This window comes from Mangrovitalea sediminis (assembly GCF_002514725.1).
Taxonomy (GTDB): domain Bacteria; phylum Pseudomonadota; class Gammaproteobacteria; order Pseudomonadales; family Oleiphilaceae; genus Mangrovitalea; species Mangrovitalea sediminis.
Map to the genome: position 1 here is coordinate 234,765 of NZ_NTLB01000001.1, position 14,047 is coordinate 248,811.

At 59.4% G+C, this 14,047-nt stretch carries 13 protein-coding genes; 9 read left to right on the forward strand and 4 right to left on the reverse strand.

Annotation, left to right across the window (positions count from 1 at the left end; all coding sequences use genetic code 11):
- The first annotated feature begins 50 nt into the window (after nt 1–50).
- From metK to metF, 3 genes are all read left to right on the forward strand, one after another.
- Nucleotides 51–1,241 carry a methionine adenosyltransferase gene (gene metK / locus CLR77_RS01170; protein WP_097458761.1) on the forward strand — a complete coding sequence of 397 codons (1,191 nt, stop codon included), beginning with the start codon at nt 51–53 and terminating at the stop codon, nt 1,239–1,241.
- A 136-nt stretch (nt 1,242–1,377) separates the two neighbouring features.
- On the forward strand, nt 1,378–2,763 hold the full coding sequence (gene ahcY, locus CLR77_RS01175) for an adenosylhomocysteinase (protein ID WP_097458762.1): 1,386 nt from the start codon (nt 1,378–1,380) through the stop codon (nt 2,761–2,763).
- Nucleotides 2,764–2,847: 84 nt separating this feature from the next.
- Nucleotides 2,848–3,717 (forward strand): methylenetetrahydrofolate reductase [NAD(P)H], encoded by an 870-nt coding sequence (gene metF / locus CLR77_RS01180; RefSeq protein ID WP_097458763.1) that lies wholly within the window; start codon nt 2,848–2,850, stop codon nt 3,715–3,717.
- A 105-nt stretch (nt 3,718–3,822) separates the two neighbouring features.
- Here metF and CLR77_RS01185 read toward each other — a convergent pair whose 3' ends face one another.
- A complete protein-coding gene (locus tag CLR77_RS01185; protein WP_097458764.1) occupies nt 3,823–4,314 on the reverse strand; it encodes a DUF2505 domain-containing protein in 492 nt (163 codons plus the stop codon).
- Between the two features lie 214 nt (nt 4,315–4,528).
- Between CLR77_RS01185 and CLR77_RS01190 the strand changes: the two genes are divergently transcribed.
- The 5 genes from CLR77_RS01190 to CLR77_RS01210 all read left to right on the forward strand — a co-directional run bounded on the left by CLR77_RS01190 (nt 4,529) and on the right by CLR77_RS01210 (nt 10,094).
- On the forward strand, nt 4,529–5,131 hold the full coding sequence (locus CLR77_RS01190) for a DedA family protein (protein WP_097458765.1): 603 nt from the start codon (nt 4,529–4,531) through the stop codon (nt 5,129–5,131).
- Nucleotides 5,132–5,214: 83 nt separating this feature from the next.
- Nucleotides 5,215–6,567, forward strand: a complete 1,353-nt coding sequence (locus tag CLR77_RS01195) for an adenosylmethionine--8-amino-7-oxononanoate transaminase (RefSeq protein ID WP_097458766.1) — start codon at nt 5,215–5,217, stop codon at nt 6,565–6,567.
- Between the two features lie 5 nt (nt 6,568–6,572).
- Nucleotides 6,573–7,307 (forward strand): 16S rRNA (uracil(1498)-N(3))-methyltransferase, encoded by a 735-nt coding sequence (locus CLR77_RS01200; RefSeq protein WP_097458767.1) that lies wholly within the window; start codon nt 6,573–6,575, stop codon nt 7,305–7,307.
- A 342-nt stretch (nt 7,308–7,649) separates the two neighbouring features.
- Nucleotides 7,650–8,876 carry a DUF445 domain-containing protein gene (locus CLR77_RS01205; protein ID WP_097458768.1) on the forward strand — a complete coding sequence of 409 codons (1,227 nt, stop codon included), beginning with the start codon at nt 7,650–7,652 and terminating at the stop codon, nt 8,874–8,876.
- 255 nt (nt 8,877–9,131) lie between these two features.
- Nucleotides 9,132–10,094, forward strand: a complete 963-nt coding sequence (locus CLR77_RS01210; RefSeq protein ID WP_227519761.1) for an HDOD domain-containing protein — start codon at nt 9,132–9,134, stop codon at nt 10,092–10,094.
- On the opposite strand, the gene CLR77_RS01215 is transcribed toward CLR77_RS01210, so the two are convergent.
- The 3 genes from CLR77_RS01215 to CLR77_RS01225 all read right to left on the reverse strand — a co-directional run bounded on the left by CLR77_RS01215 (nt 10,082) and on the right by CLR77_RS01225 (nt 12,979).
- The gene (locus CLR77_RS01215; RefSeq protein ID WP_097458770.1) at nt 10,082–11,386 is read right to left on the reverse strand and encodes a YihY/virulence factor BrkB family protein; all 1,305 of its coding nucleotides are present in this window, start codon (nt 11,384–11,386) and stop codon (nt 10,082–10,084) included. The genes CLR77_RS01210 and CLR77_RS01215 overlap by 13 nt on opposite strands.
- A gap of 104 nt (nt 11,387–11,490) precedes the next feature.
- Complete coding sequence (locus tag CLR77_RS01220) at nt 11,491–11,922, reverse strand: secondary thiamine-phosphate synthase enzyme YjbQ (protein WP_097458771.1); 432 nt, start codon at nt 11,920–11,922, stop codon at nt 11,491–11,493.
- An 82-nt stretch (nt 11,923–12,004) separates the two neighbouring features.
- A complete protein-coding gene (locus CLR77_RS01225) occupies nt 12,005–12,979 on the reverse strand; it encodes a D-2-hydroxyacid dehydrogenase (protein ID WP_406564940.1) in 975 nt (324 codons plus the stop codon).
- A 250-nt stretch (nt 12,980–13,229) separates the two neighbouring features.
- Between CLR77_RS01225 and tmpT the strand changes: the two genes are divergently transcribed.
- Nucleotides 13,230–13,889 carry a thiopurine S-methyltransferase gene (gene tmpT / locus CLR77_RS01230; protein WP_097458773.1) on the forward strand — a complete coding sequence of 220 codons (660 nt, stop codon included), beginning with the start codon at nt 13,230–13,232 and terminating at the stop codon, nt 13,887–13,889.
- Nucleotides 13,890–14,047 lie beyond the last annotated feature (158 nt).

Consider the following 14,047-nt stretch of genomic DNA (forward strand, 5'->3'; position numbering starts at 1 on the left):
AGAATATCAAAATTTGTTGATCAACCCATCCAAGAGGGGATCCCGTAGCTATGGCCGAATACAGCCTCTTCACTTCCGAATCCGTGTCCGAAGGACATCCGGACAAGATCGCCGACCAGATTTCAGACGCGGTACTGGACGCTATCATCACGGAAGACAAATTTGCACGCGTTGCTTGTGAAACACTGGTCAAGACCGGTGTCGCCATCGTCGCCGGCGAGATCAGCACGTCCGCCTGGATCGATCTGGAAGAGCTGGTTCGCCGTGTCATCTGCGACATCGGCTACACCTCCTCCCATGTTGGTTTCGACGGCGAAACCTGCGGCGTACTCAACATCATCGGCAAGCAGTCGGTCGATATCGCCCAGGGCGTCGATCGCCAGAAGCCGGAAGATCAGGGTGCAGGCGATCAGGGCCTGATGTTCGGTTACGCCTCCAACGAAACCGATGTCCTGATGCCGGCTCCGATTTGCTACGCCCACCGTCTGGTGGAACGTCAGGCAGAAGCCCGCAAGTCCGGACTGCTGCCCTGGCTGCGTCCCGATGCCAAAAGCCAGGTCACCTGCCAGTACGAAAACGGCAAGGTCGTCGGTATCGATGCCATCGTCCTGTCCACTCAGCACAGCCCGGAGGTTTCCCAGGAAGACCTGCGTGACGGCGTGATGGAACTGATCGTCAAGCATGTCATCCCGGCAGAGCTGATCCACAAGGACACCCAGTTCCACATCAACCCGACCGGCAAATTCGTCATCGGCGGCCCGGTGGGCGACTGCGGTCTGACCGGCCGCAAGATCATCGTCGACACCTATGGCGGCATGGCCCGTCATGGCGGCGGCGCCTTCTCCGGCAAAGACCCGTCCAAGGTCGACCGTTCCGCAGCCTATGCCGGCCGTTACGTGGCCAAGAACATCGTGGCTGCTGGGTTGGCCGAGCGTTGTGAGATCCAGGTGTCTTACGCTATCGGCGTGGCCAATCCGACCTCCATCTCGCTCAACACCTTTGGCACCGGCAAGATCGACGACAGCGAGATCATCAAGATGGTCCGCCAGATCTTCGACCTGCGCCCCTACGCCATCACGCGGATGCTCGACCTGCTGCACCCAATGTACCGCCAGACCGCAGCCTACGGCCACTTCGGTCGCGAGCCTTTCGAGATGACCGTCGGCAACGACACCTTTGTCGCCTTCCCCTGGGAGAAGACCGACAAGGCCGAGATGCTGCGAGAAGCCGCAGGCCTCTAAAACACTCCGTTCCTTTCGGGGTTCGAAAGACGCCGGACAGTCGCAACCGATTGGCGACTGCCTGGCGTCGAACACACCAGACGATTGACTGGCGGCGCGTTTTTGCCCGCTGCCATCCAAGCACGGAGACAGATTCATGCAAGCGCTCGACACCCAAAACACCGATTATAAAGTCCGCGACATCGAACTGGCCGCCTGGGGCCGCAAGGAAATCGAGATTGCCGAAGGCGAAATGCCGGCACTGATCACCCTGCGCGAGAAATACCGGGCCGAGCAACCGCTGGCCGGCGCCCGCATCATGGGCTGCATCCACATGACCATCCAGACGGCCGTGCTGATCGAAACACTGGTCGCGCTGGGCGCCGAAGTCCGCTGGTCCTCGTGCAACATCTTCTCGACCCAGGACCACGCTGCCGCTGCAATCGCGGCTACCGGCGTTCCCGTTTTTGCCTGGAAGGGCGAGACCGAGGAAGAATATGAATGGTGCCTGGAACGCACCGTCGGCGCCGACGTAGCGGACTGGAAGCCGAACATGATCCTGGATGACGGCGGCGACCTGACCGAACTGCTGCACAAGAAATACCCTGAAATCCTGGAGCGGTGCCACGGAGTTACCGAAGAAACCACCACTGGTGTGCACCGTCTGCAGGACATGCTGAAGGAAGGTAGCCTGAAGGTTCCGGCCATCAACGTTAACGACTCCGTCACCAAGTCGAAAAACGACAACAAGTACGGCTGCCGTCACAGCCTCAACGATGCCATCAAGCGCGGCGTCGACCACCTGATGGCAGGCAAGAAAGCCCTGGTGATCGGTTACGGCGACGTAGGTAAGGGTTCCGCGGCGTCCCTGCGCCAGGAAGGCATGATCGTCAAGATCACCGAGGTCGACCCGATCTGTGCCATGCAGGCGTGCATGGATGGCTACGAAGTGGTCTCTCCTTATGTCAACGGCATCAACACCGGCACGGCTGAAAGCATCAACCGCGACCTGCTGGCCAACACCGATCTGCTGGTAACCACTACCGGCAACGTCAACGTCTGTGACCGCCACATGCTGGCCGCCCTGAAATCCGGCGCGGTAGTCTGCAACATCGGTCATTTCGATAACGAGATCGACACCCAGTTCATGCGTGACAACTGGGAATGGGACGAGGTGAAGCCGCAGGTGCACAAGGTTTACCGCAACAAGGCGGAAAACGACCACCTGCTCCTGTTGTCGGAAGGCCGCCTGGTGAACCTGGGTAACGCGACAGGCCATCCCTCGCGCATCATGGACGGTTCCTTCGCCAACCAGGTCCTCGCGCAGATGTACCTGTTCGAGCGCAAGTTCGCCGATCTGCCGGCCGACCAGAAGCCGGGCAGCGTCTACGTCAAGGTCCTGCCGAAGCAACTGGACGAGGAAGTCGCCAAGTACATGGTCCAGGGTTTCGGTGGCGTGATCACGCAACTGACGCCGACCCAGGCCAAGTACATCGGCGTGCCTCAGGAAGGCCCGTTCAAGCCGGAAAGCTACAAGTACTGATCACGCTTGCCGGTGCGTTAAAGCGGTCCGGAGCCGGCAGGCTCCGGACCGGGTATTCAGCCTGTCCCGACTGCGAGATGGACTATGCAATCGCAAAAACAGTTTAAACGCCGCTTCAGCTTTGAGTTCTTTCCGCCAAAGACCCCGCAAGGCAAGGAAAAGCTTCAGCAGGTCCGGGATCAACTGGCCGAGCGTGGCCCGGATTTCTTTTCCGTGACCTACGGTGCCGGCGGCTCAACCCGCGAGCGCACCATCGATACCGTACTGACCCTGCACCAACAGGGGATTTCAACGGCACCGCACCTATCCTGCATCGGCGCCACCAAGGAAAGTGTGGCGGAGCTGCTGGACCTGTACCGGGATAACGGCATCAACCGCATCGTGGCCCTGCGTGGGGACCTCCCTTCCGGTATGGGGGCTCCCGGGGATCTGCGTTATGCCAACGACCTGGTCGCCTTTATCCGCGAGCACAGCGGCGATCATTTCAACATCGAAGTAGCCGCCTACCCGGAGTTCCATCCCCAGGCCCGCTCCGCCGAAGAAGACCTCATCAATTTCAAGCGCAAAGTGGATGCTGGCGCCAGTAGTGCCATCACCCAGTATTTCTACAATGCGGACAGCTATTTCTACTTTATCGACCGCCTGGAAGCTTTGGGCATTACCTTGCCCGTGGTGCCCGGCATCATGCCGATCACCAACTACACCAACCTGATGCGTTTCAGCGATATGTGCGGTGCGGAAATCCCGCGCTGGATCCGTAAGCAGCTGGAAGCCTACGGGGACGACGTAGAGAGCATTCGCCAGTTCGGCATCGAGGTCGTGACCCGCCTCTGTGAGCGACTGCTCGGCGCTGGTGCGCCCGGACTGCATTTCTATACCCTGAATCAGGCCGATGCGAGCCTGCAGGTGTGGGAAAACCTCGGCCTCAGCCCCAGTCGCAAAATCGCCTTCTAGAGCCCCTGGAGCAGGCAGGCATTGACTGCCTGCTCCACAAGCGGCGCAATGCCCTTCGGTGATTGTGCCCTACCCGCAGCATCCGCGATGATCGTCTCTTGTCGCTCAAGCGACCAGCGACCGGATCACCTGGTACTCCCGATTGATCTTGTGCCCGGAATCTTCCGCCAGGAAGCGGGCCACTTTACGCCCCAGTAAAGGCACGTCACAACGCACCGCCAGCGACACGCGATTGGTGGCGCAGTTGGCGTCGCCGGTCAGGTGCATCTTGCCCGCCAGACGGGCCGGAACGCCCTCCACCCTGAGCCGAAAGTCACAGCGCCAGGAATTGTCGGGCTGACGCTCCCAGGTTTCTTCCTGCTCGACAGCGTTCCACTCCTGCTGGAACGGCCGAAGCGCGCCCGGCACGGGTACGGAAGGCTGCATCCGTCGCTGTACAACGAGGATGACCCTGTCGGCCGAGCGTTCCAGACGAGTAATCTTCGCCGCATCGTAGCCCAGTTCGCGATTCTTGCGCAGGATATGCTCCTGATCGAAAAACGCCTCGAGCACCGAGGCCAGTCCAGCCTCAAACTCGTGGGTAAATTGCACTTCCATGATGAATTCCCCGTACGTGGATAGTGGAAAAATCCTACCAACAACCAGGGCATTCGCATTGGCAACACCGGCAAGCCGATGAAGACAGAAGGGCGAACCCCGGCATACCGGTTATCCACCATGTGGCTGGAACCGAACTCACCGGCAAATCCGGTATACTCCAAGACCTGCATAAACCGCACGCTATCGCCACTGACCATACGCTGGGCATTCGATGGACCTGTCCTACCTCATTCAACAGTACGGCTATTACGCCCTTTTCCTGGGAACCGTTCTGGAAGGTGAAACCGTGTTGTTACTTGCCGGACTGGCAGTCAGTCGCGGTTATATGGATTTCTCCCTCGCCGCGCTGATCGCGGCAGCCGGCGGCACACTGGGGGACCAGGTTTTCTTCTCCATCGGGCGCCGCTATGGCAACAATATCCTGGATCGCTTCCCTAATGTCGCCGAACGGGCTCCCCGGGTCAGACAGATGATCGATCGCTGGCACGCAGCCGTGATCGTCCTGCTGCGGTTTACCTACGGCTTGCGGACCGTCGGCCCCATGGTGGTGGGCATGAGCGATCTCAGCCACCTACGCTTCCTGTTCTGGAACGCGCTGGGTGCCATTATCTGGGCCACACTGTTCCTGTTCCTGGGCTTTCAGTTCGGTCAGGCATTAGCGTGGCTGCTGCAGGATATCAAACGCATAGAAGCCGCCATCTTTGGCGGCATCGTCGTGCTGAGCCTCACGGCTTACCTGATCTACCGGTGGCGGCTCTACCAGCGCTACAAGCACCCTGAGCAAAACCGTCAAGCCTCTCAGGAAAAGGAGTAACCGCGAGGTCTTTTGCGTCCCGCGAAGCCCCCCCGTATCATTTCCGCTCTGTTGTACCTGGATTGTCCCAAAGGAGAGCGGCCATGAGCCTCAACCAGCACATCATCGAACGTGACCTCAAGCACGTCTGGCATCCCTGCACCCAGATGAAAGACCACGAGACACTGCCGCTGGTGCCGATAAAACGGGGACAGGGTGTCTGGCTCGAAGATTTCGAAGGTAACCGCTATATCGACGCGGTCAGTTCCTGGTGGGTCAACCTGTTCGGCCATGCCAATCCACGTATCAACTCCGCCATCCGTAACCAGATCGAACAACTCGAGCACGTGATTCTCGCCGGATTTACCCACGAGCCGGTTATCGAACTCTCCGAGCGCCTGGTGGAGATCGCGCCAGCCGGCCTGGAACGCTGTTTCTATGCCGACAACGGCTCCTCCGCCATCGAAGTGGCACTCAAGATGAGCTACCACTACTGGAGAAACAGCGGTCGGCCGCGCAAGAAGAACTTCGTCAACCTCAGCAACAGCTATCACGGCGAAACCCTGGGCGCTTTGGCGCTGGGCGACGTGAGCCTGTACAAGGACACCTATCAGCCCTTGCTGATGGAAGTGATTACCGCGCCCTCACCGGACGCCTTTACCCGTGAACCCGGCGAAAGCTGGGAAGAGGTGGCCCTGCGTCGCTTCGAGGAGATGGAGCGGATTCTCGCCGAGCAGCACGAAGAGATCTGCGCCGTTGTCGTCGAACCCCTGGTACAGTGCGCCGGCGGCATGCGTATGTATGACCCCATCTACCTGAGCCGGCTGCGCGACGCCTGCAACCGTTACGGTGTGCACCTGATCGCCGATGAGATCGCCGTTGGATTCGGACGGACCGGCACCCTGTTCGCCTGCGAGCAGGCAGGCATCAGCCCCGATTTCCTGTGCCTATCCAAAGGGCTGACAGCTGGCTACCTGCCACTTTCAGCGGTGCTCACGACAGATCATATCTACCAGGCTTTCTACGACGACTACGAAACCCTGCGGGCCTTCCTGCACTCACACAGCTACACCGGCAATCCCATCGGCTGCGCTGTCGCCCTGGAAACCCTGAACATTTTCCGCGACGAAAACGTCATCGCCCACAACCGGGAACTTGCACAGTGCATGGCAGACTCGGTCGCGCACCTGGCCGACCATCCCCATGTTGGGGAAATCCGCCAGCACGGCATGATCCTGGCCATAGAACTGGTCAAGGACAAAGCCAACCGCACGCCCTTCCCCTGGCAGGAGCGCCGTGGCCTGCGCGTGTATCAGCATGCCCTGACCCGCGAGTCACTGTTGCGTCCGCTGGGCAACGTGCTCTACTTTATGCCGCCCTACGTGATTACGCCGGAACAGATCCGGCACCTGGCGCAGGTCGCCAGCGAAGGCATAGAACTGGCCGTGAAGGACTGACAAGCATGCGTGTACCCCGCATTTTCACCCCGTCCGCGCTCAGCGTCGGCCAACAACATGAACTCGACGAGACCGCCGCCAATCATGTGGTCCGGGTACTGCGCATGCAGGCCGGGCAGCCGCTGATCCTCTTCAACGGTGACGGACATGACTACGCAGCCGTCCTGGACAAGGTCGGCAAGCGTGACGCCAGTGTCCGCATCGACAGCGCCGTTCCTATCGCGTCGGAATCCCCATTGCACATCACCCTCGGGCAGGTCATTTCCAAGGGCGACCGCATGGACTACGCCGTTCAGAAAAGCGTCGAAATGGGCGTCTCCGCCATCGTGCCCCTGGTCAGCGAACGCTGTGACGTCAGATTGAAGGGTGATCGCGAGGACAAGCGTGTTCGCCACTGGCAACAGGTCGCGAGCAGCGCCGCAGAGCAGTGCGGACGGGCCCGGGTACCCGACATCGCCGCCATTGAAAACCTTACCGACTGGTTGCACCAACTCCCCGAGCACGATCTGGGACTGGTCTTGCATCACCGCGCCACCCAGTCCCTGACCAGCCTGCCCCGACCCGGTCGGCTGATAATCCTGATCGGCCCCGAAGGGGGCCTGACCGACGCCGAAATCGAAGCCGCCGAAGCTGCGGGTTTCATGGCCACCACATTGGGCCCTCGCGTCTTGCGGACAGAGACGGCTCCAATCGCCGCAATGGCGGTCTGTCAATGGCTGTGGGGAGATTTCAACACCTGAACTTGTTCACACAATCTGTGGATAACTCTGTGCATCGCCTATGGGCAACAGTCCCCGACCCGCCAGCACCGGGGCATGGATGATGCTGATCATTTTTACCTCAGGTGATGTCAGCGATGACATTGACTTACCCTCCCCGCCCCCGGATTATCCTCGTCGGTCACAGATTGTCGGACAGGATACGCGATTCTGTGATTGCCTCCGATGTTCATGGGCTGACTCCTCCCTATAATGCCCAAACCCGGTTACACAGAGTTACATAAGCGTCGATGCCTCGCCGGAAACAGTCCCGCACGGTGTCGCAAACGACAAGAATAGGTTTTCTCGCAGGGCGCGTTGTTGATGATGGATTTAGTGCGCAGTGCCACTTTCTGGCAATATTTGAGTATTCCTGTGATTGCGGCCCTGATTGGCTGGATCACCAACTGGCTGGCTATCCAGATGACGTTTTACCCCCTGGAGTTCGTCGGTCTCCGGCCGATCTGGGGCTGGCAGGGCATCATCCCGTCGAAAGCCCGTAAAATGGCGGCCAAGAGCGTCGACGCCACCATTGCCAAGATCGGCACCGTGCAGGAAATTTTCCAGCAGATCGACCCCCAGGAACTGTCTGCCTATATCGTGCGGACCATGGAGCCTCGCACAGAGGAATACGTGGACGAACTGATGCTGCGCGACTATCCCACTTTCTGGGAGAACCTGCCCTCCGCGGCTCGCAGTCTGGTTTACGACCGCGTACGCAAGGCGACCCCGCAATTGGTGGACAATCTGGTCGCCGACATCTCGGACAACATCGAAGGTCTGCTGGACATCAAGGCCATGGTGATCGACCAGTTGGCCGAGGACAAGCGCCTGCTCAACCGGATCTTCCTGGAGTGCGGCGAGGCGGAATTCCGCTTCATCGTCAACTCCGGCCTCTATTTCGGCTTCGCCTTCGGCCTGATCCAGATGGCTGCCTGGTTCTTCTATCAGTCCTGGTGGGTGCTTCCGGTATTCGGACTCATCGTTGGCTGGGCCACCAACTGGATTGCCCTCAACGTGATTTTTCGACCGCTGGAGCCCGTGAAGATTGGGCCCTTCCGCATCCAGGGACTGTTCCTGCGCCGCCAGCAGGAAGTGGCGGAATCCTTCTGCCGGATCATTACTCACGAAATCCTGACGGTCGGCAATATCATCCGCGCCATCCTCAACGGCCCTTACAGCGAGCGCGCTCGCAACATGGTGAAAAAACACGCCAAGCCGCTGGTGGACGAAACGGCCGGCATCAGCAAGCCCCTGACCCAGATGGCTTTCGGCCCCAAAGGCTTTGCCACCCTAAAACATCAGGTGGGCGAGAAGGCAATCGAGATTTCCGCCACCGCCTTCAATGATCCCTTCTTTGAGCGAGACCGGGCTGAAGCCGTGGAAGCCATCATGCGTCAACGGATGAGCGCCCTTTCATCGGCCGAGTTCCAGGACCTGCTGCGTCCCTGCTTCCAGGAAGACGAAATCAAGCTGATCGTGGTGGGAGCCGTATTGGGTCTGCTTGCCGGGATAGGACAGGTTTTCTTCGTTTTCGGCAACGTCCTGTAACGTTCGACCTTCATAGGCTGAGATCTGGGGACAGGCCTGCGCGTTTGGTCGGACGTTTGTCCGCTGTGGCTATCAACTGCCGGTGATTACGCCAATAGTGGCAATTTGCTGGCAAATTCTACCGAAACGCAGGCTGCCAGAGTAAACTTAGGAAACCTATATCCCCAGAGCCGAGTGCGGCAAGGATCCATGATGATGTGGAGCTGGTTCTCCCGAAAGAAAGCACCTGAACCCACTTCGGGCACGAGCCGTTCGATGTCGACACTGGCGTCGGGACATTCCGACGAAGAGTCCGCAGAGCACATGCAGGAAGAGCTGGCCAAGCTCAACCGTTATTTGTTCGGCTGGCTCCTCGATAGCGACTATCACCGACTGGAATTGACGACGGAAAGCACCGTCGCCATCGACCGGGAAATTGCGGAACGACTGGAAAGCGGCAACTTGCAGGAGCTGCCCCGTCAACCCATGATCCTGCCGCAGTTGATGCGCGCCATTGCCATGCCGAATGTCCGCCGCCATGAAATTTCGGAAATCATGCTGGCTGACCCGGCCCTCACCGACCAGTTGTTACAGGTCGTCAATTCACCGTTCTTCCGGACCACTGAACAGTCCATCGAGTCGGTGGATCAGGCGATTTTCATGCTGGGCATGGACGGCATCCGCAGCGTTATCGCCGCAGCGGTCATGCGTCCCATGATGGCGGCCCGCAGCAACAGCGAATCCCTGTTTGCCCGCCGCACCTGGCGCTGGGGCCTGGCCTGCTCCCGGGCCAGCGAGCTGGTCGCGCAGGCACAGAATATCGATTATCACTCACTCTCAGTGGTGGGGCTTTTACCGGCGCTGGCGTATCTCTCCCTGTACCGGGAACTGGCCAACACCCAACGACAGACCGTCCCTGACCCTGCAGTGGCCTATCACGTCATCGTCAAGTATTTCTGGCAGACCTGCCAATACATCGCCACCGAGTGGCAGCTGTCGCCGCGGCATCACGCGATATTGCTACATGCCCAGCGACCGGCACCGGGCGCCGAGCATACGCCGCTCAACGACGGCATGATTCTCGGTACCCGGGAAGTGCTACGTCACGCCCATCAAAGGAACCTGCCGGAAGACACCCTGTGTGCGCTGCTACAGTTGCCACAGAGCCAGTTCCATCAGGTGCGCAACCGCCTCGTTGCGATGCTGAAAGGCGAGGACGCCGGGGCTCAATCCGCCTGACGAACCCACGTCTGGAGCGTTTCCTGCAAACTGGCTTCAGCTTGCAACAAGTGGTCCGAAGGCAGGTGTGTCGGCAGACGTCCCACCAATCCCTCTTCATCCGCCCGGACCACCGCCAGCACATCCGCCAGCGTCATCTGATCCAGCGAGCGCGCGGGCACCAGCTGATCGCCGCGAGGCCCGGCCAACGTTATCAGGCCACCGCGGATCAGCTTATCGCTGATCCGGCGGGTGATCTCTGCCGGGATATGAATCCGGTGCTCGAGCGCTTCCTGTTGCGGCGCCTTCTCGCCCCGATCAAAGGGCTTGGCCACTAACCACATCAGCGCCAACGCCACGCGCTCTTCCAGCTCCGGTGCGGACTTGACCTGACGATTGCGGGAAATCGACCCCTGATACTGGTCATAGAAGGCAATGCTCGACCCGATCAGCAGGATCAGCCAACTGATATAGACCCAGATCAGCAACACGATGCCAATGGCGAAACTGGAATAAATCGCCTCATAACGAGATGAGCCCACCACGAAGGAGGCAAAGAGGACGCCTCCCGCCTGCCAGGCCATACCGCCGAGCACGCCGCCCAACAACGCACTGCGCAGGCGCACCCGAGTATTGGGCATAAAGGTATAGACAAACGTAAAGGCCCCCACGACCAACAGGAAAGGCACCAGCTTGCTGCCGAGCACGATCAGGGAACCAAAAGGCTCGATTTTCAGCAGCCATTGCACAATCGATGAGGAGAAGATCGTCGCCGTCACCCCGACGGCCGATACCATGAGCAGCGGGCCGACCATGATAACGCTCAGGTAGTTGCTAAAGCGCTGGGACATGGACCGCATCTGCGGTACCCGCCAAATCTGGTTGAAGGACCGCTCGATCTTCTGCACCAGGGATATGACGGTATACACCAGCAACGCCAGGCCGAGGGAACCCAGAACGCCCACCTTGATGTTGTCGACGAAGCTGAGCATCTTGTCTGCCATCTCGACGCCCCGCGGCCCAAGCGGCTCGAAGAACTGGTACAACATCGGCTCGATACGGCTGTGAAGACCCAATGCCTTGAGCACCGAAAAGCTCAGCGCCAGCAGCGGCACTACGGAGAGCATGGTGGTGTACACGAGGCTCATCGCGTAGAGCGTGAGATTGCCGCTGATAACATCACGGATCACGGCGTAGGCGATACGCCCGAAATGATGCAGCAGCCGGAGTGGCCCGCCAGCCTGTGGCGATGGCGGCGCGAGTATCCATTCTTCGGCAACGTGCAGCCGGTCTTTCAAGGTCATATTGGCCACGGGGTTTCCTTATTCGCAGGCCGACGACACCTCCCGGAACAACTATGCTCGGCACAGGTATCGCATCGTCCGGTCCAGGCGGAGGTTAAGTTCAACACGGATTATCAGGAAGCCGGTTCCCCGGACAGCGTTGCGACCAGTCTTCGCGAACCGCCATGGTTACGGTGTTCACCCAGATATATTCCCTGCCAGGTGCCCAGCGCCAGACGGCCTTCGCTGATCGGCAGACTGAGCGATACGCCCACCGAAACCGCCTTGATGTGCGCAGGCATATCGTCGCTGCCCTCCAGAATATGCTCGTAGTATGGCGCATTTTCCGGCACTTGATGATTGAAATGCGCCTCCATGTCGGAGCGGACACTGGGGTCGGCATTCTCATTCACCGCCAACGACGCAGAGGTATGCTGGATGAACAGGTGCAGTATGCCCACCCTGAGCGATGCCACTTCGGGCAACTGTTCCAGCACCTCGCGCGTGACCAGGTGAAAACCTCTGGGACGAGGTTTGAGCGTAATGGTTTTCTGAAACCAGGTCATAGTGAATTGATCACACCGTCATGAGTGAATGGCGATAAAGCCCGAAATACGAAAGCCCGCCAACCTGTCTACAGGAGCCCTTTCACACAATAAAACGGGGACTGTCGTCGGCCAGGAAGCGGCGCAGGTTGTCCGCTGTCATGTCCGCCACCCGCTGTCGCGCCTCCCGGCTGGCCCAGGCGCTGTGAGGCGTCACAATCAGGTTCGGAATATCATCGGCCAGTAACGGATTCCCGTGGCGTGGAGGCTCTTCGCTGAGGACATCCACCGCCGCGCCCGCGATCTGCCCAGTACGCAGCGCCTCGGCCAACGCAGCTTCATCGACCAGCCCGCCCCGGGCCGTATTGACCAGGAAGGCACTATTCTTCATCGCCCGCAACGACTCCGCGTCGATCAGATGCCGCGTATCCGCGGTCAACAGGCAATGCAGGGAAAGCACGTCGACCTGCGGCAACAGTTCCCACCAGGGAACCCGAACCACACCACCGATCTCACCACCGGGCTGGCCAGGTCGCGAAGCGACCAATATCCGCATGCCCAACGCACGCCCCAGTGCTGCCACCCCCTGCCCCAGCTCACCATAACCGACGATCCCCAGCGTCTTGCCCGCCAGTTCGATGATCGGACGGTGCATCAGGCAAAAGGTCTCGCTACGCTGCCAGGCGCCGGCTTTGACATCGCCGACATAGTCCACCAGCCGCGTCGCCAGTGCCAGGATCAACGCCAGGGTATGCTGGGTTACGGTGGCCGTGCCGTAGCCCGCCACATTCATCACACGCACGCCATGACGGCGGGCCGCATCGAGATCGATATTGTTGACACCGGTCGCCGTCACCGCCACCAGCTTCAATTCAGGACAAGCGGCAAAATGCGTCTCGCCCAGCACAACCTTATTGACCAGGGCAATCTGATAGCCCTGGAGCCTTCCCACAACGTCAGCGGGAGCCGTTCCAGGCCAGGTATCCAGACGGGAGACAACGCCCTGTATCGGCGCCAGCGTAATCTGCGGCCCCAGGCTATCGGCGTCCAGAAATACTGCGTTTACGATTTGCTCCACGCTTTCCTCCGTTTCACGACAAACAAGGGCGACCTTCGCTCGGCCCGGGCCGTTAACCTTAAACCCTGTAATGTTAATTCGGTGCATTTTGGTGCGTCAGCGGTCTATAGTAAGTGTAAAGGGCAGCTCACTCTGCCATGACGCTTCCTGTAAAGGGGCGCCACGTTGGGCCCTTTCCCCGTCGCGCTCCCTATCTAAAACGGCGCCATTTTTGGGCGCCCTGACAGCATATCATCAGGAGAAGGACTTCATGGAACACGAGTTCTGGCACGCCCGTTGGGCGCAAAACCAGATTGGCTTTCACCAGGACAGCATCAATGCCTATCTCCAGGCGCATTGGCGCGCCCTGGCAGTGACCGGCGACGAAGCCGTACTGGTACCGCTTTGCGGGAAATCCCACGACATGTGGTGGCTGCATGATCGCGGCCATCCGGTCCTCGGGGTCGAGCTCAGCCAGATCGCCTGCAAAGACTTTTTCGAGGAAGGTCAATGCACCGCAACAGTGCGCCCCGATCCACGCTTTACCATTTTCGCGCACGACGACCTGCAACTCTGGTGCGGTGATTTCTTCAATCTCACCGAAGAGGATCTTTCGAGCATCAAATTGGTGTACGACCGCGCTGCTTTGATTGCGTTTCCACCGGAAATGCGGCGGAGGTACGTAGATCACCTGACTCGTATTCTGAAACCCGGGGCCCGAATCTTGCTGATAACGATCGAGTACCCCCAAGACGCTATGCAGGGACCGCCTTTTTCCGTACGCGGGGATGAAATCGAGCAACTGTATGGCCGCGACTATCACATCGAGCGGCTGCATGAGCAGGATCTGGCAAGGGACGACCCCTTTGCGAAAAGACGCGGTTTAAGCGCAGCCCGAGAGGTTGTGTACGGCTTGAGTAAGGATCGTTAACGGTCTGTAAATACGTGAAATTGCGCTGAACATCGTTCTTTTCCCCCTGTCCAACGCTATAAGCCTGGACTATGCTCAAACATAGAGCATCCGGAAAAGGATGCCCCCGAAATGGGGACCCATTGGCAGGGCTTCGCGACGAAAATCGCCGACGAGGC

Bases quoted from the DNA above. Each gene is read 5' to 3' on its own strand.
- metK (WP_097458761.1), top strand. From the start codon at position 51: ATGGCCGAATACAGCCTCTTCACTTCCGAATCCGTGTCCGAAGGACAT.
- ahcY (WP_097458762.1), top strand. From the start codon at position 1,378: ATGCAAGCGCTCGACACCCAAAACACCGATTATAAAGTCCGCGACATC.
- metF (WP_097458763.1), top strand. From the start codon at position 2,848: ATGCAATCGCAAAAACAGTTTAAACGCCGCTTCAGCTTTGAGTTCTTT.
- CLR77_RS01185 (WP_097458764.1), bottom strand. From the start codon at position 4,314: ATGGAAGTGCAATTTACCCACGAGTTTGAGGCTGGACTGGCCTCGGTG.
- CLR77_RS01190 (WP_097458765.1), top strand. From the start codon at position 4,529: ATGGACCTGTCCTACCTCATTCAACAGTACGGCTATTACGCCCTTTTC.
- CLR77_RS01195 (WP_097458766.1), top strand. From the start codon at position 5,215: ATGAGCCTCAACCAGCACATCATCGAACGTGACCTCAAGCACGTCTGG.
- CLR77_RS01200 (WP_097458767.1), top strand. From the start codon at position 6,573: ATGCGTGTACCCCGCATTTTCACCCCGTCCGCGCTCAGCGTCGGCCAA.
- CLR77_RS01205 (WP_097458768.1), top strand. From the start codon at position 7,650: ATGATGGATTTAGTGCGCAGTGCCACTTTCTGGCAATATTTGAGTATT.
- CLR77_RS01210 (WP_227519761.1), top strand. From the start codon at position 9,132: ATGTCGACACTGGCGTCGGGACATTCCGACGAAGAGTCCGCAGAGCAC.
- CLR77_RS01220 (WP_097458771.1), bottom strand. From the start codon at position 11,922: ATGACCTGGTTTCAGAAAACCATTACGCTCAAACCTCGTCCCAGAGGT.
- tmpT (WP_097458773.1), top strand. From the start codon at position 13,230: ATGGAACACGAGTTCTGGCACGCCCGTTGGGCGCAAAACCAGATTGGC.